The sequence below is a fragment of the Pseudomonas sp. IT-P258 genome (assembly GCF_949767825.1).
Taxonomy (GTDB): Bacteria; Pseudomonadota; Gammaproteobacteria; order Pseudomonadales; family Pseudomonadaceae; genus Aquipseudomonas; species Aquipseudomonas monachiensis.
Map to the genome: position 1 here is coordinate 1 of NZ_CATKPU010000011.1, position 25,394 is coordinate 25,394.

Sequence of the window (25,394 nt, forward strand, 5' to 3'; positions counted from 1 at the left end):
ACCCAGCAGGTTGTCGTTGCCATCACCGCCGTTGAGGGTGTCATTGCCCACCCCACCGGTGATGACGTTGTTCAACGCGTTGCCGGTGCCGACAAAGTTGCCGACTCCGAGGTAGAGCAGATGCTCGACATTGGCGCCCAGTGTGAAACTGGCCAGCGAGGTCTGTACGGAATCCTCACCTTCACCCGTCAACTCGACCAGCAGGTCGCCGGCTGAATCGACGCGGTAGGTATCGTTGCCGGTTCCGCCCAGCATCAGGTCGTTACCCGCACCGCCATTGAGGAAGTCGTTGCCGGCGTCACCATTGATGAAGTCGTTGCCGTCCCCACCACTCAGATTGTCGTCGCCGACGCCACCAAACAACTGGTCGACACCACCCAGGCCAATGAGCGTATCGTTCCCGCCCAGACCAAACAGCACATCGCTACCCGCGGTACCGATGAGGATGTTTGCCAAGGCGTCGCCCGTTTGCACCGCACCCAGCAGTACTACCAGTGCCGTCGCTGCGGAGGTCACTGACTCCAGCGTACCGAAGCCATCGGTGTAGCGCGCGATCACCCGAATTTGCTGGTTGACTTGCGCCGCACCAGGGGTGAACGTCGCGGCGGTCGCGCCGACGATATTGGTGAAGGTAGTCCCGGTACCTTGCTGCCATTGGTAGCTGAATGTGCCCAGCCCGTCCGGATCGGCAATCCCTGCCGTCAGCGCGGTCAGCACCTGACCTTGAGTCGGTGTCGTATCGCTGACCAGCAACGCGCCTGTCGGTGCGTCGTTGACATTGCCCACCGGTGCCGTGGCGTCGGACGCAACGCTTTCGGCGGTACCGAAGTCATCCACGTAACTGACCACCACGCGCACCTGATCGCCGACCTGAGCCTGGCCAAGTGTGAACGTACTGGCGGTGGCTCCGGCGATGTCGACGAAGGTAACCCCGTTGGTCTCCTGCCACTGGAAGGTGAACTGCGGATTGCTGAGGCCATCGACGTCGACAATGGTCGACAGGTCGGCGGTCAACACCTGGTTCTGCACCGCAAGCCCGAGGATGCCCGGCCCTGCAGTCGGTGCGGTGTTACCCGCCGAGTCGACGATCTCCAGCGTACTATTGCCATCCTGATACACCGCGCGAACGCGGATGTTCAGACCGGCGACATCATCCGCCACCCGATAGGTGGTACCCGTCACCCGCGATGCCTCGCCGGCGGCGACAATGGTGATGTCTTCATAGATGCCCGAACCGGCAATGGTTTCGACCTGCCAGTAGTAAGACACGGGACCGGTAACCACGCCGGTAGGATTGGCCGCACTGACACTGTCCGCGTCGCGTATCGACTGACTGCTGACGCGCAGCAGTTGGCCGGCGACAGGAGTATCTTCGCGCGCACCGGTGGTGGCATCGAGGATCGCCAGACGCCCCACAGGAGCACTGTTCAAGGCGGTGCCAACACCGGAGGCCTGCGCCTGGTCAGCGAACTGCAGACGCTCGATGCCTGTCAGGCGATCGACGCCATCACGCCCGGCCACCAGGTCGGTCACGATGACGGCGTTGCCCTCGACAGCGATGCTGTACTCCGACGCATTACCGGAGAACACCGCGGTGTCGAAGTTGTCAGTGCCGGTCAGGATCTCCCGCACGATGACAAGCTGGCCCGGGTTGTAAGTACCGTTCAACATCGCCTGGACCATCGGCCCCATGCTGTCGAACGTGGCGATTTCCGCGCCAGTGCCATCAGCGTTTGCCCGTACGCTGATGCGCACGTTCAGCCACTTGTCACCGTCGATGATGTCGTCACCACCGCGACCTTCAATGAGATCGCTGCCACTGCCACCGAGGATGATGTTACCGCCGTCGAAGAACGTCGCTCCGACTGGCAGCAGACCCGCCAGACCATTGATCAGGCTGATGTTGGTCAGCACACTGCCGGTTGCACCCGCGGTGGGTAGCGAGGTCGCATCTTCGCTATCACCGCGCAGGAAGTCACCGTGGGACGAACCCGACAGACCTTCCATGATGTCGAAGCGCACCAGCGCCGAAGCCCCCGAACCTGGCTGCGGTGGCACATCGAAGAAGCGGTCGCTGTAATCGACACTCACACCTTGGGCGAGATCCTTGAAGGTCGCCCAGTCATAGCCCGAGCCGCCGATATAGCGGTCACCCATGCCGAGACTGCCGACCATGATGTCGTCGCCGCCTTCGCCGTTGAACTTATCGTTCTCGTTACCACCGACGAATACATCGTGGCCAATGACCGGGTCGTTGCCCAGCGGATCGAAGTTGTCGCCAGGCGCACCGTCCGAGGTACCCTTCTCGATCCAGTCGTCGCCTTCGTTACCCATGTCCTGTTCGTTGGCTTTGCTGCCCAGGATGAAGTCATTGCCCTGGCCACCAATGGCCTCGGAGGCGTCCTCACCGGTAATGATGAAGTCGCTGCCGAACCCGCCAATGATCAGGTTGACGCCGTTGCCACCGTGCAGCACGTCGTTGCCGTCGCCGCCCTGGATGTTATCGTCGCCGCCGGTGTCGGTGATGATGTCGTCGCCTTCACCACCGCGCAGCTGGTCGTTGCCGTCACCGCCGTCGATGCGATCGTTACCACCATCACCCCAGACCGTGTCATCGCCTTCACTGGAGATGAGGATGTCTGCGTTGTCCGTGCCACCCAGCACGATGTGCTCGGCACCGTTGTAGCGGATGTAGTTGGTGTCCGCCCCCACGGTCAGCGGGTTGTCGCGGAACACCACCTGCTCGCCGTTCGGGCCGAGCGGGTCGGCGGTGAGCAGGCCTTCGTTGAATTGCCTGCCCTGATCCACTTCCAGATAGAACCCCGGATCCGAGAACACCAGGCCCGGCAAGTGAGTGGCCGACGTGTTGGCCATGATCAACTTGGCGAACGAGTTGCTTTCAAGTTCGGCATTCATCGACAGGCCAGAGGTACGCTCCAGGTAGTAGAAGCGATCGCCGTCCTGCAGTTTTTCCAACTGGTTCTCGAACACAAAGTTGAAGGTCGAGCCGAGCATGCCGCCGAACGGGGTTTTCGCTTCGGCCAGGCCACCGATCCAGAGGTCGATGGCATCGACGCCAGTGACCGTCACACCCCTGAGGTCGTCGGCAGTGCCCACCACGCCATCCGTGCCGGCCAGCGTTACGTTGGCATAGGCACCCGTGCTGTTGAGGAAGTCCAGGCGATCAGCCGGTGCACCCACACCACCGAAGACCAGCGCCAGGGCTGCCGCGCGCTTGCCATCCAGTGTGGTCGCCGCCGTGATCGTGTCATGCGTGCCATAGGCCGCGATGAAGTTGATCAACGACTCCGGATGTTTGAGGTACTGCACCAGATCGACCCAACTGGTGTACGGCTTGAGTTGGGTATCACCGGTTTGGCTGTAGATGTCGCGGCGGATCGCATTGAGTGAGGGAATCCCCACGTCGCGGCCACGGGCGATGTTGAGCGCCGGCAGGTCGAGCGGCAGGCCGAGCAGGTTATTGCGCAGCGCCTCGGTGACGAACTCGTCGATTTCGTTACCGGCTTGCCGAGTCACCCCACGTATGATCGCACTGGTTGCGTCCTCAGGTGATACGCCGCTGGCGGCGTACGCCAGAGGGTTGAGGAACGCCGCGATCAAGCCCATTTGCTGATCGGGATTAGCGCTGGCCGGATCGCCTATCACGTTGAAGTCGATGTCGTAGCGATCGACGGTCTCGGTCAGCATCGAGTGGCCAAACCGGTATACGGTATGGGCGAACTCGGCGACGATCGAGGCATCGAGGTCGACGTCGTAGACCTGGGTCGGTGCGAAGAACAGGTCGACTCTAGGCTGGATGGTCCGCGCAAACTCCTCGAACACCAGGTGCTGATACTGCATTTCGGTGCCGAACTTGGCCGCCTGGAACAAGCGCTCGCCATTCCACTGCAGCGCATCGAACTCAGCCTGGGTGGCTGGCAATGCGGCCACCGGATTGAGCAGCCACTCGTTGAGGAAGGCCACGTCACCCGAATCGAGCACGGTGTCCTTGGTCTGCTGGACCAGGCGGTTGTGCTCGGAGTGGAAGATCGCATGCACCGCGGTCAGGCCGATGTTCTCGTTGACCCGGCCGTCGCCGGCGATGTAGTGGGCGTCGAGCAGTTCATTGTCATAGGTCAGGTTGTTGCCGCCCGGGCCTACGGGTTGCGCATTACCGACAGCGGTGTCGGCATCCGCCAGCAGAACCCCGCCGACGATTACCGGTGTTGCATTGTGGGCAATATCGACGAGGAACTGGTGACCGGTGCGCACAGCATTGGTCAGGTCAAGGGGAGCAAGCGGATTGCCTTCGACAAGGACGTCATCCGCCGTGCCACCAAGACCGTCAACCCCACTCATCACCACCATCGGGAAGCCGTTCGGCCCCTTGATGAAATTGCCATAGGCGTCAGTCGCCAACAGCGGGGCATTATCGACATCGGCATCGGTCAGGTTGATTCCCAGAATGTCGCGAGCTTGCGCCTTGACTACCTTCCAGGTCGCCATGCCACCGATTTCGACGTCGTCCGCGGTACCAAACGTGCCATCCGCACCCAGGTCACGGTTGGTAATCAACCGGCCTGTCGCTACGGGGCCGCTGGCGGTAAGTTCATAACCGCGCAGGAACACCTGGTGCGACGGGTGCGAACTGTAGGTCTGGTTCTGGTCCACGAACGGCGTGGTGGAGTTGGTGTGCTCATGGATGTCGTCGGCCGTGCCAAGAATGCCATCCGCCCCTGGCTGGTTCGTTGCACGGGTCAGGACCATGAAGTTCGTCGGGCTACCTGGAACAAAGAGTGGATCATCCGGCTGAAGCGGAATGAAGACGGTACCCGAACCACCTTTGGTGACCAGGTCCAGACCATGATCGAAGAACTGCCCGAAGAAGGTCATCCAGGCGTTGAACGGCGCGGACAATCCCGCATCCGCCGCAGTGTTTTCGAACAGGTACACATCATGGTCGTCGGCAGTACCGAACTGACCATCCATCCCGGGGCTGGCGACAATCTGTACGCCATCCTTGAGCACGTCGTCATTACCCACGGCGCCGAAGTTGAGCACACCGTCCAGGCCCGGGTCGAAAGCCGTGGCATAGGCCGCCGGGTTGTTCGACGTCTGGTCGACGATCAGGTTACTGATGGTGCGCGGCTGCGAGTCAATCACAAGGCCGCTGGTCTGCGTATACGATGTTCCCCCTTCCGCCGGATTGAAGACCGGATCGCTTATGCGCGGAAAGAGGTTATCGGCGGCACCAAACTCGGTGTTGTTGTTGCCGTTGAGGTTCATCAGGTTGTTGTTCGACCCGTCGACCGCACGCAGGCCCAGCGGCGCGCGAATATTCGGGATCAGCGAGAGGATGTCCTGACCGGCCGCTTCCGCCTCGGCAATCTTGATCTGGTCAAGAATGAAGTTGAGGTCGGAACGGACCATGTGCAGGCCCGCGCCACCCGCGGTGGCATCGACTACAGGTACCAGCGGCGTTGGCGTGACCGGTGCACCGGCGGCGATGGCAGCCGTCGGCGTGGAGAACAGGATCTCCGTGGTGCCGTGACCGTCCTGATAGATCGCCTTGACCCGCAACGACAACCCGGCAAGGTCAGGAGAGACCTTGAACGCGGTACCGTCGGCGCTTTGGAACGCCAGGTCGCCAGCTGGCAACAGGATGATGTCCTCGAATACGCCGCTGCCTGGAGTGGCTTCGAACTGCCAGATGTAGGACACAGAGGAGTTGGTGATCAACCCCTGCGGATTACCCGCCGCGATATTGTCGGCATCGGTCACCCCGGCCACGCTGACCGTCAGCGTATCGCCCACGGTGAGTTCGCCGCCGTTACCATCCGCGACAGTCGGACTGCCATCCGGTTGGGCATTGAGCCCCGCCACCAGCACTTGCTGGTTATCGGCAAACTGCAGGCGTTCGATATGCAGCAGGGTGTCGATGCCGTCGCGACCCGCTACGGTATCGGCCACTGTCCAGACATCGTCCGTCACATCGGCGGTGCCACGGTCGTCGACAGTCACCGCATATTCGGCCTCGAGACCGGAGTAAATGGCGGTATCGAAGGCCGCCCCGCCAGTCGAGGTGCCGGGCATGATTTCCCGCACGGCCTTGAGCTGACCAGGGTTGAAGGTGCCATCCAGCATGAGCGGGATCATATCGACCATGCTGTCGAAGGAGGCGATCTCGGGGCCGGTATGGTTGATGTCAGCCGCGTCATAAACGGCAATCCTGACGTTGATCCATTTGTCGCCATCGATCAGGTCATCGCCACCGCGACCTTCGATCAGGTCACTGCCATCACCGCCGAGGATGATGTTGCCGGTGGCAAAACCGGTGACCGGCAAACCGGCATCGGCCAGGAACTGGTCCAGTCCGCGGATCAACGCGACATTGGTCAGCGCACCGCCCGTGGCACCACCGTGGTTGACGATAGTGACTGCATCGACATCATCGCCCTTGAGCACATCGCCGAAACTCGAACCGGACAAGCCTTCGACCTCGGCAAAACGGTCAAGAATCGAGGCAGGTGAGGCACCGACCGGATTGAAGACCCCGGCGTTCTGGTTTGGTGCATTGCCGTGTGGCTGCGCCAGCGCGGCCAGGCTCAGGTCAACGGTCACGCCGATCCTGTCATTCTTGTAGGTCACCCAGTCGAAACCGGACATGCCGTCCATCTTGTCCTGGGCATCGCTGCCGACAAAGATGTCGTCGCCACCCTCGCCGATCATTTCGTCAAAACCGCCACCACCGATGAAGATGTCGTTGCCGATCACATCGTCAGTGAGCAGTGGCGCGAAGTTATCGCCTGGCGCACCGTCCTGGGTGCCCTTCTCGATCCAGTCGTCACCTGCGTTACCGGTAGGTGGCAGGTTGGTCTTGGCACCGAGGATGAAGTCGTCACCCTGGCCACCGAAGGTGGTGGTGATGTCTTCCGTGGTGACGATGAAGTCCTGGCCATCGCCGCCCAGGATCAGGTTGCCTGCAACCAGCATGCTGCCGGCCACGATCACATCGTTACCGGCATTGCCTTCCAGACGGTTGTCACCGAACGAGTCGGTGATGATGTCATCACCCGCGCCGCCCAGCACCGCATCGTTCCCGGCACCGCCTTCGAGGCGGTCATTGCCGGCGTCGCCGTAAAGGGTGTCATCGCCGTCACCGGAAATAAGGATGTCATTGCCGGCAGTGCCGCCCAGGACAACATGGTCTTCACCGGTGTAGTGCAGATAATTGGTGTCCGGCCCCACGGTATCGGGGTTGTCGCGAATCACCAGCGACACGACTTCCACGCCGTTGATCATGATGCCGCCGGTCGGATCGTCTCGGCCGCCCGCGCCAAGGCCGGTGAACTGAGTGGTCTGATCCACCTCGAGGGTGAACGTCGGCGTCAGGAACACGGTGTTCGACAGGTGGGTGACATCGGAGTTGAGCATGATCAGCTTGGCAAAGGAGTTGTTTTCCAACTCGGTGCCGAAATTCAGGCCCGCGGTACGCGACAGGTAGTAGAAGCGGTCGCCGTTCTGCAACGCCTCCATCTGGGTTTCAAACACGAAGTTGAAGGTCGAGCCGAGCATGCCGCCGAACGGCATTTTCTGCTCGGCGAGGCCACCGACCCAGAAGTCGATGTCGTCGACGCCCGTGACCGTCACACCTGTCACGTCATCGGCAGTACCCAGTACCCCATCCGCACCGGCCGTCGTTACGTTGGCGTAGGCACCGGTGCTGTTGAGGAAGTCCAGGCGGTCAGCCGGCGAACCCACGCCACCCAATACCAGCGCCAGGGCTGCAGCGCGTTTGTCTGCCAGTGTGAGCGCCGCCGTGATCGTGCTATGGGTACCATAGGCCGCGATGAAGTTGACCAGTGACTCGGGGTGCTTGAGGCTGTCTGCCAGGTCAGCCCAACTGATGTACGGCTTGAGTTGGCTGTCTCCGGTTGATTCGTAGAACTCCCGGCGCGCCTCATTCAAGGTGGGGATACCCGTGTCGCGACCACGTGCCAGGTTCAGGGCCGGCAAATCGAGCGGCAGACCGAGCAGGTTGTTGCGCAACGCTTCGGTGACGAACTCATCGATCTCGTTACCGACCTGGCGGGTCACACCGCGAATGATTGCCCCTGCCGCCTGATCCGCAGTCAACCCGCTGCTGGCGAACGCCAGCGGGTTTAGGAAGGCCGCGATCAGCCCCATTTGCGAGTCCGGGTTGGTGGGGTCAGTGAGCAGCGGATTGAACGCAGGATCGAAGCGATCGACGGTCTCGGTCAACATCGAGTGACCGAAGCGGTATACCACGTGGGCGAACTCGGCGAGGATGGCCGGGTTGATCGAGGTGTCATAACCGTTGGGCGCAAGGAATCCGTCGATCTGTGGCTGAACGGTCCGCGCGAACTCCTCGAACACCAGGTGCTGGTATTGCATCTCGGTACCGAACTTGGCGGCCTGGAACAGGCGTTCGCCGTCCCATACCAACGCCGCAATCTCGGCAGGTGTAGTCGGTATTGCAGCCACGTCGTCCGCCAGCCACTCATTGAGGAAAACCAGGTCGCCGGAGGCAAGGATGGTGTCCTTCGATTGCTGGACCAGGCGGTTGTGCTCGGAGTGGAACACATGGTGCACGGTGGTCAGGCCAATGTTTTCGTTCACCCGGCCATCGCCGGCAATGTAGTGGGCGTCAAGCAGTTCATTGTCATAGGTCAGGTTATTGCCGAGCCCGTCAACAGGCTGCGCATTGCCGACAGTCGTGTCGGCATCCGCTTGCAGAACCCCGCCGACGACTACCGGCGCGGCGTTGTGGGCGATGTCGTCGAGGAAGGCATGCCCGGTACTCACGGCACTGGCCAGGCTGATAGGAGCGGCCCGGTTGCCTTCGACCAATTGAGTGACGTCGTCCGCTGTCCCGGCGACGCCATCAGCGCCATTACTGATGCGAATCACCACCTGCGGCATGCCGTTAGGCCCGCGGATGAAGTTGCCGTATGCATCGGTTGCCAGCAATGGCACGTTGTGTACGTCAGCGTCAGTCAGGTCAATGCCGAGAATGTCACGGGCCTGCGCCTTGACCACCTTCCAGGTCGCCATGCCGCCGTTTTCGCTGGCGCCATCATCGGCGGTGCCGAACAGGCCATCGGCGCCGAGGTCGCGGTTGGTGATCAAGCGCCCCGTTGCAACAGGTTCGCCTGCCGCATTGAGGACATACTCACGCAGAAACACCTGATGCGACGGGTGCGAGCTGTAGGTCTGGCTCTGGTCGACGAACGGCGAGGTGGTGTTGGTCTGGCCATCATCGGCCGTGCCGACTACTCCGTCCGCGCCGGCGGTACGTACTGCACGTGACAGCACCATGAAGTTGGTCGGGCTGCCCGGTACGAACAACGGATCGTCCGGCTGCAGCGGAACAAACACGACGTCGGTAGCGCTCTTGGTGACCAGGTCGAGGCCGTGGTCGAAGAACTGGCCGAAGAAGGTCATCCACGAGTTGAAGCTGGCGGTCAGGCCGACGTCCGGCGAGACGTTGGGCATGAAGAACACGTCCTTGTCATCGGCCGTGCCGAACACGCCATCCAGCCCGGGGCTGGTGACTATCTGTACGCCATCCTTGAGTACGTCGTCATTACCCACCGTGCCGAAGTTGAGCACACCGTCCAGGCCCGGGTCGAACGCCGCGGCGTAGGCCGCCGGGTTGTTGGCAGTCTGATCGACGACCAGGTTACTGATAATCCGTGGTTGCGGATCGATCACCGTCCCTGGCGCGGCGTATGCGTCCAGAAACGAGGGATCAAGCAGGCGCGGGAAGGCACCGTCCGCGGAGCCAAAATCACTCTGGCCGGTGACCAGGTTGTTGAAGCTGCCATCGACGGTACGCAGGCCGAATGGCACCTGGGTGTTGGGAAGCAAATCAATGAGGCTGGCGCCGTCGGCGTTCGCTTCTGCGATAAAGATTTGCTTGAGGATGAACTCCAGGTCCGACTTGCTGAAATTGGCCATTTTGAATTGCCCTCGATATGTCTGGGTAAAGGCACGGGACGAGAAAACCCTCCCGCGCCAAGTCAAGTGCTGGCTTGCGCAGTTTGTTGGTTATGTTTTTTTGCGAGAGCTGGCGTTACCCGGGACCCGGGATTCGCGCCTGGAATTCGCGATATGAATTGCTCGCCGGGCGATCAGGCAGAGCGGATTCGAGCCCTGGGCGGGCCATGGAATCTGGAAGTGAAGGCAAACGTCCTGGAAAGCCCCTTCCCTCTGCAAAAGAACGAAATGATCGACATGATTCTGCTCCTCTCGGGAAAAACACCGCGCCTTGCGCTGCCAAAGCAATGGCAGGCTTCAGGCGGGCGGCCCCCCCGATAACTAAGACTAAAGTTCCATAGCAAATCTTTGTCAATATTACGTCGTTAAAACAGACGACTGGTGGTAGACATCCCAAGTAGCTGTTTTTAAAAGACATATAGAAAGTTGTGTGCTGGTATAGAGCGAAATGTTATTTCGGACTGTTTAACCGCCACCTACGCTGCTGCATAAGGGAGCAACGCAGCGATTTCGGAAGACTCGCCATCCACAGAGCGACCAGCCTGCGTGTCCAAAAGCTGTTTACAGGGCTACATTTACTGTTAGCTGTTGCGCCTCAGGGGCAATCGGCTTTTCGCAGTGGGAGGATCAACATGCCCAAGCAGTCGAGCATCCGTTCCGAACTGGCCGACGCGCTCTTTCGCATGCGCCGCAGTTTTTATTCGCTGGCAGCGTTCAGCGGCGTCATAAACGTCATGATGTTGACGCCAGCTATTTATATGCTGCAGGTCTACGATCGAGCCCTTGTCAGTCGCAACGTCACGACGCTGGCAATGTTGACGGTTCTGGTGGTGGGTCTGTTCCTGCTGATGTCCACACTGGAGATGGTTCGCACCCGCGTGCTGATCCGGGTCGGCAACTGCCTGGACATGGACCTCAACCGACGCATTTTCACGGCGGCATTCGAGCGCAACCTGAGCCGCGCCGGAGGTAACCCGGCCCAGGCCCTGCAAGACCTCGCCCAGGTTCGTCAGTTCGTCACCGGCAACTCCCTGTTCGCGTTTTTCGATGCACCGTGGACGCCGATCTACCTGCTGGTCGCCTATCTGATTCACCCGATACTCGGACTGATCACGCTAATCGGCTCACTGATTCTGATGGGCCTGGCCTGGCTCACTGAAAAGGCGACGCAGAAGCCGCTGGCCGAAGCCAATCAGGCCTCCCTCTCCTCCGCCCAATATGCCAACAACAACCTGCGCAACGCCGAGGTCATCGAGGCCATGGGCATGCTGCCGTCGATCAGCAAGCGCTGGTTCCAAAGTCATTTGCGCATTCTGGAAATGCAGACCCTGGCCTCCGACCGCGCCGCCTTTATCAGCAGCACCGGGCGCTTCGTGCGGATCACTTTGCAGTCTTTGATCCTCGGTGCCGGCGCGCTGCTGGCGATCGAAGGCAAGATCACCCCGGGGATGATGATTGCCTGCTCGATCCTCACCGGCCGCGCACTGGGTCCGGTGGAGCAGGTCATCGCATCGTGGAAACAACTGCTCGGTTGCCGTACGGCCTGGGGCCGGCTCAACGAGATGCTGCACGACTATCCGCGCCGGCCACCGAGCATGTCGCTGCAGCGGCCAATGGGCATGCTGGCGGTAGAGAATGTGTATGCCGGAGCCCCGGGTACCAACAACACGATTCTGCGCGGGGTGAGCTTCAGCCTTGTCCCCGGCGAAAGCCTTGGCATCATCGGCCCATCCGCCTCGGGCAAGTCCACCCTCGCCCGCCTGCTGGTTGGCGTCTGGCCGGCCCAAGCCGGCAAGGTGCGCCTGGACGGCGCAGACATATTCAACTGGAACAAGGGCGAACTTGGCCCCTGGCTCGGCTACCTGCCACAGGACGTGGAGCTGTTCGAGGGCAATATCGCCGACAACATTGCGCGCTTTGGTGAAGTGGACAGCGAAGCAGTGATCCGCGCCGCCAAGATCACTGGTGTACACGAGATGATCCTGCGTTTTCCGCAGGGCTATGACACCCGCCTGGGCACCGATGGCAGCCCACTATCCGGTGGCCAGAAGCAGCGCATCGCCTTGGCCCGGGCGTTGTATGGCGAGCCCAATCTGATCGTGCTGGACGAGCCGAACGCCAACCTCGACGACGTCGGCGAAAAGGCCTTGGTCGATGCCCTGGCCGAACTCAAGGGCCGTGGTGCCACCGTCATTCTGATTTCTCACCGTCCCAACGTACTCTGCGCCGTCGACAAGGTGCTGATGCTGCGTGACGGCGGCGTGCAGATGCTCGGTACGCGCGATGAAGTATTCGCAGCGCTGCGCAAGGCCAGTGTGATCCCTGCAGGCGCGTCGACTCCGCTGGCCTCCGTCAAAGCACGGGAGTGACCGATCATGCAAATGAGCCAACATACCGACATGATTACAGCCGATTCCAGGAGCATGGTAGACCTGGACGTCGGCAAACCCGCGCGCTGGGGCGTGTGGCTGGTGCTCGCCGGCTTCGGCGGCTTTCTCCTGTGGTCATGGCTGGCGCCGCTGGATGCCGGCGTGGTAGCGACAGGCACGGTCAAGGTCACCAGCAATCGCAAAGCCGTGCAGCATCTGAGCGGCGGCACCGTGGAAGCCATCCTCGTTCGCGAAGGCGATCTAGTGACAAAAGGCCAGGAGGTAGTCCGCCTCGACTCGTTGCGTGCCCTTGCCGAACAGGGAGCGGTCAGCGCCCAGTACATCGTCAGCAAGACGGTGGAAAACCGTCTGGAAGCGGAGCGTGACAACCGCGACGTGGTGAACTTTGATCCTGAACTGCTAAAGCGCTTCAAGGATGACCACCGCCTGGAAGCCGCCATGGACCTGCAACAGCGCCTGCTCGACACCCGGCGCGCCGGTCTCGCGGGTGAGATCAGCATCCTGCAGGAGAACCTGGCGGCGTCGGCCGTGCAGCTCAAGGGCCTGCAGCAAGTCTATAGTGCCCGCGCCTCGCAAATCAGTTTCCTCAATCAGGAACTGCAAGGCACCCGCGTGCTGACCGCCGAAGGCTATGTACCGCGCAACCGCCTGCTTGAGCTGGAACGCAGCAACGCCGACCTTTCCGCCGGCCAGGCCGAGAACCTCAACAACATCGCCCGGGTGCGTAGCCAGACCACCGAAATCAAGCTGCGCATCCTGCAGCGCCAGCACGACTACCTGAAAGAAGTCGAATCGCAGTTGACGGAAACCGCCAAGGAAAACACCACCCTGGCCGATCGCTTGCGCGCACTTGACTATGAAGTGACCCACACGGTGATTCGGTCACCGATCGATGGCATGGTCCAGGCCTTGAGCATCGCCACCGTCGGCGGGATCATCCAGCCCGGCTTCAAGATCATGGAAATCGTTCCGCTCAACGAACCGTTGCAGGTCGACGCGATGATTCCCGTGCAGGCCATCGACAAGATGGTCCCCGGACTGCCCGTGGACATTTCCTTCCCGGCCTTCAACCATGCCAAGACACCAAACATACCCGGCCGAGTGATGACCATCTCCGCCGACCGCCTGATGGACGAGGAAAGCAAGCAGCCGTTCTATCTGGCCCAGGTGGAAGTCACCCCCGATGGCATGGGCCTGCTTGGCACCAATCACATTCGCCCTGGCATGCCTGCCAGCGTCACCATCAAGACAGGCGAACGCAATATGTTGAGCTATCTTCTTAAACCAATGCTCGAACGTGTGGACAGCTCATTCAAGGAACAATGAAATGGACCGTCATTGCCTGCTCTTCTGCCTGATGGGGTTGGCCTTGCCGGCCGACGCCATGGACCTCAAGCAAGCCTGGGATCTGTTGCAGTTCCAGGGCCCCATCTACCAGGCCTCCGTGCATGAAAAAGAGGCCGGCCAGGAGAACCGCGCCATCGGCAAGGCCGGCCTGTTACCGCAGATCAATGCCTCGGCCTACAACAACAAGGTCAATGGCTCCCAAAGCCAGAACAACATCGACAGAGATCTCCATTACGACTCAAAGGGCGCTAACGTGCGCCTGCGCCAACCACTGTTCAACAAACAGAAAATGGCCGAGTACCGCCAGGGTCAGCAGCGTGCCGACTACAGTAACGCGGTATTCGATGCCAAGAGCCAGGACGCCGCAGTGCGCCTGGCCGAAAGCTATTTCGATGTGCTCCTGGCCAGCGAAACCATCACACTGGCAAAGTCCAAGCTGAGCGCCTTCGACGAACAACTCGCCTCGGCGAAACGGCGCCTGGAACTGGGGGCCGGCACCGTCACCGACGTCGACGAATCGACCGCTCGCCGCGACCTCGCCGAAGCCGAACTGATCGAAGCACAAGACAACCTGGTCAACGCGCGCCGCAAGCTCGAGGAATACATCGGTGAAACCCCCGAATCTCTGACCACCTTGCGTCCGAGTTTCGATACACCACCGCTGGTACCAGGCAACCTTCAGGACTGGTTGGTCAAAGCCCAGGTCGATAGCCCACTGATCCATGCGCGCCGCTATAGCCGCGACCTCGCCGAAGAGGAGGTCAAGCGTGCCAGTGCCGGCCACTGGCCAACCCTGGATTTCATCGCCGGCTACACCGCGGGTGAGAGCCAATCACTCTCCGAGTTGAATCAACGTAACCACTACGGCTCGATCGGGCTGGAAGTCAATATCCCGCTGTTCAGTGGTGGCGGCGTCAGCGCGCTGACACGCCAGGCCAGCGCCAATAGCAATAAGGCCACGGACGAACTCGACGCCGCACGACAGGAAGTCATCACCGGAACCACCCGTGAGTATCAAGGCATCCTGAGCGGTGCCAAACGCATTCGCGCGCTGGAGAAAGCCGTCGCGTCCAACGAACGCTCACTGGCATCGTCACGCAAGGGCTTCAAGGAAGGCGGCACCAGCACCAACTCGGATGTCCTCAATGCTGAAGAACTGCTCTTCGTCGCACGCCACGATCTGTTCGATGCCAAATTACGCTATTTGATGTCGCGCCTGCGCCTGGCCTCTTCGGTAGGCAGTCTGGGCGACGACGATATCGACCAGATCAACAACTACCTCGGCCCGGAACTACTGGTCACCAACTGACGCTCACCTGCCGGCCGGTCGCGCAAAATGATGGCTGACCGGCGCCCCTCCTCCCATGATCCCCCACCCAGCCATTCATTGCCGCGTCCGAGCACAGAAAGGCAGCCGCCAGCAAAAAAACAGTCATCGCTGAAAGCTACCCACTAAACCCTTGATTCCCTTTATGCTCGATCCAGCTCCAAATCAAAAGCCACGCCAGGCTCCAGGCTGTAAACTGTCTCCCCATGCGCAAACTTTTGTACCTGACATTTTCCATGGCGTTGCTCGCCGCCCTCACGACCTACGCGATGTGGGCCGCAGACCGGCCGGTGGGTCATTACCTTTCGGACCTGCGGATCAGCCTCGCTGTCGACCAGGGCACGCCTGCGGACCGTGGCAACCTGTTGGGCATCCAGCCCGAACTGTTTCCTACCGACTACCAAAGTCCCGAGCGTTTGCACCGCAAGCTCGCAGCCTATCTGCAGGCAGCCCGGGACCAGGGTTTGCTGAACGGCAAGACCGTCGTCGTGTTGCCGGAGCACGTCGGTACCTGGCTGATGGTCAGCGGTGAAAAGGATGAGCTGTATCAGGCCAGCACCCTCAAAGAGGCCATGAACTGGCTGGCGGTAAGCAATCCCCTGAAGTTCGCCAAGGCGTTGATCAGCGCCGAGGGCGGCAACCGTCTGGACGATGCCCACCTGCGCATGAAAGCCAAGGCAATGGCCAGGGACTACCAGACATTGTTCGGAGGCCTGGCCAGGGAGTTCCACGTGACACTGGTCGCGGGCTCCATCGTGCTGCCCGAACCGAGCATCATCGACGGCACCTTGAGAATCGGCCGCGGCGCGCTGTACAACAGCAGCGTGGTGTTCAACAGCGAAGGCCTGCCGATCGGCCAGCCCCAGCGCCAGATACACCCGTTCTTCGCAGAACAGAACGGGATCAAGGCGAACGGTGAGCACTCGCTCAACGTCGTTGATACCCCCGCAGGAAGGCTGGGCGTATTGATCGGCCACGACAGCTGGTACCCGGAAAACTACCTCAAGCTCAACGACCAAAGCGTACAGCTGGTTGCGGTACCGGCCTTTGTTGCCGGCCGTGGCACTTGGGATCAACCGTGGCGCGGCTACAGGGGGTCGTCGGCGCCGGCGTCGGTCGACTTGAAACCTGGAGAAGTCAGTGAAGGCCAGGCCTGGCAGCGCCTGACCCTCACGACCCGGACGCCGGCCAGTCAGGCCGTCGCTGGCATGAGCGTGTTCCTTCGGGGTCAGTTCTGGGACCAGGGCAGCGCCGGGCATAGTTTCCTCAGCAGCAACGGCCAGCACTTTGCCGATGGCAACGCCCATGGTGCGCGCTTGCTGAACCTCTGGTTGTAGGCCATGAATCCACAGCCGATGCGCCTCGGCGATCTGTCGGTGGGCTTTGTACATAGCCTGGCCGATGCCGTACGCAGTCACGGTGTCGATCCACAGCCACTGCTCGATCAATACGGTCTAGATGCCGCGCGCCTCAGCGAAGCCGGCGCCCGGCTGTCGATACCGCGCTACATGCGCCTGGGCCACAGTGCCATTCAACTGACCGACAACCCGGCCCTTGGCCTGCGCATGGGTCAGTTCAGTCGCCTGAGCCAGGCTGGCCTCGCTGGCGTCACCGCGGCCCAGGCACCGACGGTACGAGAAGCCGCGCGCTGCCTGATTCGATTCGAAGCCTTGTACGGCTCCAATTATCGCGGTCAATCAAGCTTTCACGAAGACGCCCGGGGCGCCTGGCTGCGGTTCTACTCGATCAGCCCCTATAACGCCTACAACCGCTTTGTGGTGGATTCGATCATCGCCGGCTGGTTACAGCAATTGTCCAGTGTCAGCCCTGCCCCGCTGCGTGCCGAACGTATCGAGATCGAATTCGAGGAGCCCGGCTACCGCCAGGCCTATGACGTGTTGGGCGACTGTCCGATCCAGTTTGGCGGCGAACGCAATCAACTGCGCTTGAGCCTGGCCAGTCTCGCCCAGCGCAACCCCGAGCACTGCCCGAGCACCTGGCGACATTTGCTGCAACTGTGTGAGCGGGAACTGGAACAACTGACACGCACCCGCAGCCTGCGTGAACGCATCATCGCGCTGCTGGGACCCTTGCTCAATGGTGGCCGGGAGCCCGACCTGCAGGAGGTGGCGGCACGCCTGAAGCTGCCCACCTGGACCTTGCGCCGCAAGCTCGCCGATGAAGGCACGCAGTTTCGTGCAATTCTCAACGACACCCGCCGCGACCTGGCCATGACTTACATACGCGACACCGAACTGGCGTTCGGAGAGATCGCCTACCTGCTGGGCTTTGCCTCAGCCGAAGCGTTTCAACGCGCATTCAAACGCTGGAACGGGCAGACACCCGGCGAATTTCGCCGCAGCCATCGCCAATCCGCTTGATGCCTACAACTCGGTAGCGTCTTCCGCCGGCTCCAGTGGGTCAAGTTCAAAAGCCTGGTACTCGAGCAGCTCTTCTTGATAATCGTCCATATTTGAATTCCCCAACCGTCTGAATAAATAACCAATTCCCTGAGCATAATGTGCCCGCATGAAAGAAAAATGACGCGGGCACAACACTCTGTCGCTACTCAATAAAACGTAGCAGCTGGTCAGGAATTTATCATCGGTTTTTTCGCGCAAGGCCGCAGAACAGCGGACCTTGTTGATGAGGGTCAATCTTTGCGCCCGCTACGGGATCGTTACTCGCTGGCCGATCCCGTAACGCGATCGATCACTGGCCAGAGACAGGAATCGCCTGAATCGGCTCGCTCGGCGGTGGTATGTCCGTCGGGTTAGTCGGTGGCGTGATGGTTTCTGCCGAAGGCGCCGGCTCTGCGTTCTGAACCGGGGTAATCGGCGCCGCTTCAGGAGGCGGGGCAACCGGCTCGGAGGCCGCTGGAACCGCTTCTACGGGCGCGGGCGCAGCAGGTTCTACAGCAGGAGTCACTGCCGGGGCCGGTGCCAGCGGTGCCGGTGCTGCCTTGGCTTCTGGCATTCCCAGGTCCGTTTTCGGCTTTTCGGGGATGTGCGCGGCCTTTTTCGCTTCCGGCGGCAGGAACAACTCGACCAGTGCGAAGAAACGCTCGTAGAACTTGGCGGACGATACGGTTTCGCTGGCGACCTTGACCATCGAGTCATCTGAGGAGCCGATCGGCATCGATACCGAGCCCAACACACCCACACCGAGACTGGCGGAGTTGTTGGTCTTCTTCAGCGCATAACGATCCTGCAGGGCATTGGCGAATATGGTCGCGTGGTGCCCTTCGCTGCCGTCATCGGCACAGACCACACTGAAGCTGATCTCCATGTGATTCTCGCCGGTCTGCTGGAAACTCTTGTGACCGCTGACCAGCTTCGGATCGTTGCTGGTGATGATGTAACCCTGGCTGAGCAAGGCGCGACGGGCGGCCTCACAGCTCTGGGTATCGCTGACCGGATAGTTTCGGGAAAAGGTACCGGAGTCGTCGAAATTCTCATGCTCATAGATGGCGGCCTTGTTCGATGAACAACCAGCCGCGGTGGCAAACACGGCTGCCAGCCCGACAACCCGCATGGGAAGTGATTTAAACATTGAACATCCTGAGGAAAACGGTTCGGGGCGTATTGTGCAACAGATCGATGCTTAGCGGAGCATCGATCGTGTCTTAAAACGGTTACAGGCTGATTGACCCCGGTTTTGCGCAAAAGTCACCGCGACAAATGACGTACGGCCAAACAAAAAGACCCCAGCCTTTCGGCCGGGGTCTCATGTACCGCGTTAAACCTGGTCAGGCATCAGTAACGCTTGATCTCCGCCTGGCTTTCCAGCTGCTTGCGGTAAGCCGCGAAGTCTTGCTGGCCGATGCGGGAAGCGAGGTAGCGACGATACTGTGCTTTCTCTTCTTCGGTCGGTGCCGCGGCTTCGTTCACGCCATTGAGGCGCACGATCATCAGGCTGCCATCAGCCAGCGTCACGCTGGTGAAGGTCGGTTTATCCTTGGCCGCAGGCTTCGCCATGCGAAACAGCGCTTGCAGCACCGCAGGGTCGATCCCTTCCTGGGCACGAGTTGCCGCGTCGGTGACTTTCCAGGACTGGCCGTCGATCACCCGATCCAGCGGGGTCGTGCCGTCGCGCAGGCTGGCAATCAGGGCGTCAGCCTTGGTCTTGGCATCGGCGCTGGCGTGCTCCTTGGCCAATTGCACACGGATCGCGGCAGAGACGCTTTCCAGCGGCAATTGCGAAGGCTTCAGGTGCTCCTTGGCACGCAACACGACCACGGTTTCAGGATCCAGTTCGATGGCGGTGCTGTTCGCCCCCTCATCCAGGACTTCCGGGCTGAACGCAGCCGTGATCACCGCACGGTTGGCCGTAATACCCTCACCACCTTCCCGGCCGAACGGCTTGGACGTGTGGACGGTCAGTTTCAAGTCCTGCGCCGGCTGAGCCAGATCAGACGCTTCGAACGAGGCATCCTCCAGCTGCTTGGTCGCCTCGACAAAACGCTGTTCGACCTGCTGGGCCTTCAATTCGCGGGTCAGCTTGTCTTTCAGGCTGGCGAATGTCGGTACCTCAGGCGCTTCCACGCCCAACAGCTTGATCAGGTGGAACCCGAAATCGGTGCGAACCGGCGCGGAAACCTGATCCTTGGTCAACGAATACAGGGCTTTTTCGAACGCAGGGTCGTAGACGCCAGGACCGGCATAACCCAGATCACCGCCGTTGTTCGCCGAACCAGGATCCTGGGAGAATTCCTTGGCCAGCGCCTCGAATTTCTCACCCTTGGCCAGACGGGCCTGGATCTCTTCGATCTTCGCCTTGGCTTGCGCCTCGGTGGTCTTGTCGTTCACTTCAATCAGAATGTGCGCCGCCTGGCGTTGCTCGGACAGGTTCGCGATTTCTTTCTGATAAGCCGCCTGCAGGTCTTCGTCATTGACGCTGACCTGATCGAAGAAGGAAGCCTTCTTCAGCTCGAGGTAATCGATGACCACCTGATCCGGCGTCATGAATTCCTTGGCGTGTTCGTCGTAATAGGCCTTGACCTCATCGTCGGTCAGCTTCACCGCCGCCGGGTCGACCTTGATGTTCAGGGAGGCGAAATCGCGGGTCTGTTTTTCCAGACGGGCAAACGCCAGCACCTGTGCATCGGTCACGAAACCGCTACCGGCCAGACCGGCACGCAACTGACCAATCAGCATTTCCTGAGCCATCAGCTGGCGGAATTGCATGCGGGTGTAGCCGAGTTGGCGAATCACCTGGTCGAAACGCTCGGAGCTGAACTTGCCATCCACCTGAAAGTCAGGCGTTTGCAGGATGACCTGATCCAGAGCCGCTTCGGAAAAAGCGAATTTCGAGTTTTCTGCGCCTTGCAGCAGCAGTTTGCGATCGATCAGGCCTTTGAGAGCCGACTCGCGCAGCATTTTTTCATCGAGCAAGGAAGCATCGAAATCCTTGCCCAACTGTTGCATGAGCTGACGGCGTTGCATATCGACCGCCTGGCTCAGCTCGTTCTGGCTGATTTCTTCGCCATTGACCTTCGCCGCCTCATTCTTGTTCGTCGTGGCCTGAAAAATGGCGTCGAAACCGGTCAAAGCCATCAGTGCAACGATGACCCCGATAATAGTCTTGGCAATCCAGCCTTGTGAATTGTCCCTGATATTCTGCAGCATGCGTCCCCCAGAAACGGTTGAACTTCAAAAATTAGGCAACCGTGGAGCGTGGGTAGAATCCGAATAGAAGAAAGGCGCATCCGAGGATGCGCCTTCTCGTAACTGGCAGAGCGGATCGAGGGGCTCGAACTGGCGACCCTCGGTGTCTTGAACCGGCGACCTGCAGTCAGGACTGCCGCTCCGCTGCCAAGTCAGGCATGACCTGACCCGGATGGGTAAAAACCTGAATCGAACTTAGTTGACAGCTTCTTTCAGTGCTTTACCGGCTTTGAAACCTGGTTTTTTGGCTGCTGCGATTTCCAGCGTCTTACCGGTCTGTGGGTTACGACCAATGCGAGCTGGGCGATCAGTTACGGAGAAGGTACCGAAACCAACCAGAACAACAGAGTCGCCAGCCTTGAGAGCGCCAGTGACGGATTCGATTACAGCGTCCAGCGCACGGCCAGCAGCAGCTTTCGGGATATCAGCGGATGCAGCGATAGCATCAATCAGTTCCGACTTGTTCACTCTAAGTCCCCTTATATCTATTTGAGTATGATTCTAAGTTTTTTTGGTGAAAGCAAAAACGAGTGCTGAATGGCCTACAGACACTTAAGAGCCGCTTTATAACAAGGGCTCTAAAAAGCTGTCAAGAAAGCCCCCCAGGCAAATACGTACTAATGCGTGCTAATTCTTTCCTTAGAATCTGCGTCGCGTTTCTCATCCTTCGCGACTATCTCCGGAGCCACATCCGGCAAGGGCTCCGGCGCGTATTGCAGCGCAATTTGCAGGACCTCGTCAATCCATTTAACCGGTTTAATCTGTAGATCCTGCTTGATATTGTCCGGAATCTCTTTGAGATCGCGCACATTCTCTTCAGGAATGATCACGGTCTTGATTCCGCCACGATGGGCAGCCAGCAGTTTCTCTTTCAAGCCGCCGATGGCCAATACCTGGCCACGCAAGGTGATTTCGCCGGTCATGGCGACATCCGCGCGTACCGGAATGCCGGTCAATGCCGATACCAGGGCCGTGCACATGCCTACACCGGCGCTAGGGCCGTCCTTGGGGGTCGCCCCTTCCGGCATATGGATGTGCGTGTCACGCTTCTCATGGAAGTCCAGGGGGATCCCCAGACTCTTCGCCCGGCTGCGAACAACGGTCAAGGCCGCGGTGATCGATTCGACCATCACGTCACCCAGGGAACCGGTCTTGATCAACTGGCCCTTGCCCGGCACGACGGCCGCTTCGATGGTAAGCAGTTCGCCACCCACCTGAGTCCACGCCAGCCCGGTCACCTGACCGATCTGATCCTGCTGCTCGGCCAGGCCATAGCGGAATTTGCGCACGCCCAGGAAGTGCTCCAGCATGTCCGCGGTGACCTTCACCGAGAAGCGTTTTTCCAGCGCATGCTCCTTGACCGCCTTGCGGCAGACCTTGGCAATCTGGCGCTCCAGCCCACGCACACCGGCTTCACGGGTGTAGTAGCGGATGATGTCGCGGATCGCTTCCGCGTCAAACTCCAGCTCGCCTTTCTTCAGGCCGTTGGCCGTAATCTGCTTCGGCGAAAGGTATTTGACGGCGATGTTGATCTTCTCGTCTTCGGTGTAGCCCGGCAGACGGATCACTTCCATCCGGTCCAGCAACGCTGGCGGGATGTTCATCGAGTTCGAGGTGCACAGGAACATCACATCGGACAGGTCGTAATCGACTTCCAGATAGTGATCGTTGAAGTTGTGGTTCTGCTCAGGATCGAGCACTTCCAGCAACGCCGATGCCGGATCGCCACGCATGTCGCTGCCCATCTTGTCGATTTCGTCGAGCAGGAACAGCGGGTTGCGGACACCCACTTTTGTCATCTTTTGAATCAATCTTCCTGGCATCGAACCAATGTAAGTACGGCGATGACCACGAATTTCCGCTTCATCACGCACGCCACCGAGGGCCATGCGCACGAATTTGCGGTTGGTGGCGTGAGCGATCGACTCCGCCAGGGATGTTTTACCCACACCTGGAGGACCGACCAGGCACAACACCGGACCACGGATTTTCTTCACGCGCTTTTGCACGGCGAGGTATTCGAGGATGCGTTCCTTGACCTCTTCCAGGCCATAGTGGTCGGCGTCCAGAATGTCTTCTGCACGCGCCAGGTCCAGGCGCACCTTGCTCTGGGCCTTCCACGGCACTTGAACCAGCCAATCGATGTACGAACGCACCACGGTCGCTTCCGCGGACATCGGCGACATCTGCTTGAGCTTGTTCAGCTCGGCCGTTGCCTTGGCCAGCGCGTCTTTCGGCAGGCCGGCGGCGTCGATACGCTTTTTCAGCTCTTCGACTTCGTTGTGACCTTCGTCGCTGTCGCCGAGCTCTTTCTGAATGGCCTTCATTTGCTCATTCAGGTAGTACTCGCGCTGACTGCGCTCCATTTGTTTTTTGACGCGGCCACGAATGCGTTTTTCGACTTGCAGCAGATCGATCTCGGCATCCAGCAGCGCCAGGACGTGCTCGACCCGGGCCGACAAGTCGATGATTTCGAGGATTTCCTGCTTCTGTTCGATCTTCAGGGCCATGTGCGCGGCCATGGTGTCTACCAGGCGGCCCGGCTCATCGATGCTGTTGAGCGACGACAGGACTTCAGCCGGGACTTTCTTGCCCAACTGCACATATTGTTCGAACTGGGACAGCAGGCTGCGAACGAACACTTCCGACTCGCGTTCCGGCGCTTCAACTTCGTCGATCAGGGAGACTTCGGCACGGCAGTGGCCATCCACTTCGCTGAAGCGCTCGACAGCGCCCCGTTGCTCACCTTCGACCAGAACCTTGACCGTTCCGTCAGGCAGCTTCAGCAACTGCAGAACAGTGGCAATCGTACCCACGCGGTACAGGGCATCCTCACCGGGATCGTCGTCAGCCGGGTTTCTCTGGGCCAGCAGAAGAATCTGCTTGTCACCCGTCATCGCAGCCTCGAGGGCTTCGATGGATTTCTCGCGCCCCACGAACAGCGGGATAACCATGTGCGGATAAACCACGACATCACGCAATGGCAGGAGAGGCAATTCGATGGTTGTCTTCATGATTTCGCCTCTACGGCGGCCGTAAGGCCGTAAACAGATGGAAGTAAGCTTGAAACCAAGATGGGGGCTGCTTTGGAAAAAAACAAGCGGATAAAAGTACGACTTAAAAGATTGCAGCCGATGGCAGCGCTTGTGATGGTCCGGACACACCCGAAAAATCAGATTGGCTGTCAGTTCGCCTTCGCTGGCTGGCCAGCTTCCACAAAAGCAAAGGGGCCCGAAGGCCCCTTCTTTATTCAAGCTGCGTGACACTTAAGCGTCTGGCGCGGCCTTGGCGGTCGGCTCACTGTTCTCGTAGATATACAGTGGCTTGGACTTGCCCTCTATCACGCTTTCATCGATCACTACTTTGCTCACCTCGGACTGCGAGGGGATTTCATACATAGTGTCGAGCAATACACCTTCGAGAATCGAACGCAGGCCACGGGCACCGGTTTTACGCTCCAGGGCACGCTTGGCGACCGATTTCAGAGCGTCGGTCCGGAATTCCAGATCCACGCCTTCCATCTCGAACAGCTTGGCATACTGCTTGGTCAGGGCATTTTTCGGCTCGGTGAGGATCTGCATCAGTGCAGCCTCGTCAAGCTCGTCGAGCGTGGCAAGTACCGGCAGACGACCGACGAATTCCGGGATCAAACCGAACTTGACCAGATCGTCAGGCTCGACTTCACGCAGGGATTCACCGACTTTCTTGCCTTCTTCCTTGCTGCGCACTTCTGCGTTGAAACCGATGCCACCCTTGGTGGAACGGTTTTGAATGACCTTCTCAAGACCCGAGAACGCGCCACCGCAGATGAACAGGATGTTACGGGTGTCGACCTGCAGGAATTCCTGCTGCGGATGCTTGCGACCACCTTGCGGTGGAACGGAAGCGACCGTGCCTTCGATCAACTTGAGCAGGGCCTGCTGCACGCCTTCACCGGAAACGTCCCGGGTGATCGACGGGTTGTCAGACTTGCGCGAAATCTTGTCGATTTCATCGATGTAGACAATGCCCATCTGGGCTTTTTCCACGTCGTAATCGCACTTCTGCAACAGCTTCTGAATGATGTTCTCGACATCTTCACCCACGTAACCCGCCTCGGTGAGGGTGGTTGCGTCGGCGATGGTGAACGGAACGTTCAGCAAGCGGGCCAGGGTTTCGGCAAGCAGGGTCTTACCCGAGCCTGTCGGGCCGATCAGCAGGATGTTGCTCTTGCCGAGTTCGACGTCGTCATTTTTTTTGTCACGCTGGTTCAGGCGCTTGTAGTGGTTGTACACCGCTACGGCCAGAACCTTTTTCGCACGCTCCTGACCAATCACATACTGATCAAGGATGCCGCTGATTTCTTTAGGCGAAGGCAATTTATGCGCACTGCTTTCGGCCTGTGCTTCCTGCACCTCCTCGCGGATGATGTCGTTGCACAGGTCGACGCACTCGTCGCAGATAAAGACCGAGGGGCCGGCAATCAATTTGCGTACTTCATGCTGGCTTTTGCCACAGAAGGAGCAATAGAGCAGCTTGCCGTTGTCCTCGCCGTTGCGGGTGTCAGTCATTCGTTCGATCCAAATCCGATAGGCTTGCAACACAAGATGAAGGCTATTGCGGGCTTTTTCAAGCCCGCAGGTGTCGGACCCGCCGACCAACCTT

At 59.8% G+C, this 25,394-nt stretch carries 12 protein-coding genes; 5 read left to right on the forward strand and 7 right to left on the reverse strand.

From position 1 onward, the window contains the following. The coding region (locus ACM6G4_RS00050) for a peroxidase family protein (RefSeq protein WP_414912732.1) at positions 1-9,981 on the reverse strand (9,981 nt) is incomplete at its 3' end. Positions 9,982-10,652: 671 nt separating this feature from the next. On the opposite strand from ACM6G4_RS00050, the gene ACM6G4_RS00055 reads away from it, so the two are divergent. From ACM6G4_RS00055 to ACM6G4_RS00075, 5 genes are all read left to right on the forward strand, one after another. Continuing rightward, positions 10,653-12,389, forward strand: a complete 1,737-nt coding sequence (locus ACM6G4_RS00055) for a type I secretion system permease/ATPase (protein ID WP_056722316.1) — start codon at positions 10,653-10,655, stop codon at positions 12,387-12,389. A gap of 6 nt (positions 12,390-12,395) precedes the next feature. Continuing rightward, entirely contained in the window at positions 12,396-13,736 is a 1,341-nt protein-coding gene (locus ACM6G4_RS00060) for an HlyD family type I secretion periplasmic adaptor subunit (RefSeq protein ID WP_056722318.1), read from the forward strand. A 1-nt stretch (position 13,737) separates the two neighbouring features. Further along, positions 13,738-15,066: a TolC family outer membrane protein gene (locus ACM6G4_RS00065; protein WP_414912733.1), complete on the forward strand. Its 1,329-nt coding sequence runs from the start codon at positions 13,738-13,740 to the stop codon at positions 15,064-15,066. Between the two features lie 224 nt (positions 15,067-15,290). After that, positions 15,291-16,421 (forward strand): nitrilase-related carbon-nitrogen hydrolase, encoded by a 1,131-nt coding sequence (locus ACM6G4_RS00070; protein WP_414912734.1) that lies wholly within the window; start codon positions 15,291-15,293, stop codon positions 16,419-16,421. A 3-nt stretch (positions 16,422-16,424) separates the two neighbouring features. Then, complete coding sequence (locus tag ACM6G4_RS00075) at positions 16,425-17,465, forward strand: AraC family transcriptional regulator (RefSeq protein ID WP_414912735.1); 1,041 nt, start codon at positions 16,425-16,427, stop codon at positions 17,463-17,465. Positions 17,466-17,468: 3 nt separating this feature from the next. On the opposite strand, the gene ACM6G4_RS00080 is transcribed toward ACM6G4_RS00075, so the two are convergent. The 6 genes from ACM6G4_RS00080 to clpX all read right to left on the reverse strand — a co-directional run bounded on the left by ACM6G4_RS00080 (position 17,469) and on the right by clpX (position 25,300). Next, positions 17,469-17,741 (reverse strand): hypothetical protein, encoded by a 273-nt coding sequence (locus ACM6G4_RS00080; protein WP_414912736.1) that lies wholly within the window; start codon positions 17,739-17,741, stop codon positions 17,469-17,471. 55 nt (positions 17,742-17,796) lie between these two features. Continuing rightward, entirely contained in the window at positions 17,797-18,636 is an 840-nt protein-coding gene (locus tag ACM6G4_RS00085; protein WP_056722327.1) for a DUF2242 domain-containing protein, read from the reverse strand. Between the two features lie 203 nt (positions 18,637-18,839). Further along, a complete protein-coding gene (locus ACM6G4_RS00090) occupies positions 18,840-20,711 on the reverse strand; it encodes a SurA N-terminal domain-containing protein (protein WP_414912737.1) in 1,872 nt (623 codons plus the stop codon). Positions 20,712-20,945: 234 nt separating this feature from the next. Next, positions 20,946-21,218: an HU family DNA-binding protein gene (locus ACM6G4_RS00095; protein ID WP_002552737.1), complete on the reverse strand. Its 273-nt coding sequence runs from the start codon at positions 21,216-21,218 to the stop codon at positions 20,946-20,948. A gap of 149 nt (positions 21,219-21,367) precedes the next feature. Then, positions 21,368-23,764: an endopeptidase La gene (gene lon, locus ACM6G4_RS00100; protein WP_056722330.1), complete on the reverse strand. Its 2,397-nt coding sequence runs from the start codon at positions 23,762-23,764 to the stop codon at positions 21,368-21,370. Between the two features lie 252 nt (positions 23,765-24,016). Beyond that, positions 24,017-25,300: an ATP-dependent Clp protease ATP-binding subunit ClpX gene (gene clpX, locus ACM6G4_RS00105; RefSeq protein ID WP_008048848.1), complete on the reverse strand. Its 1,284-nt coding sequence runs from the start codon at positions 25,298-25,300 to the stop codon at positions 24,017-24,019. Between the last annotated feature and the right edge of the window lie 94 nt (positions 25,301-25,394).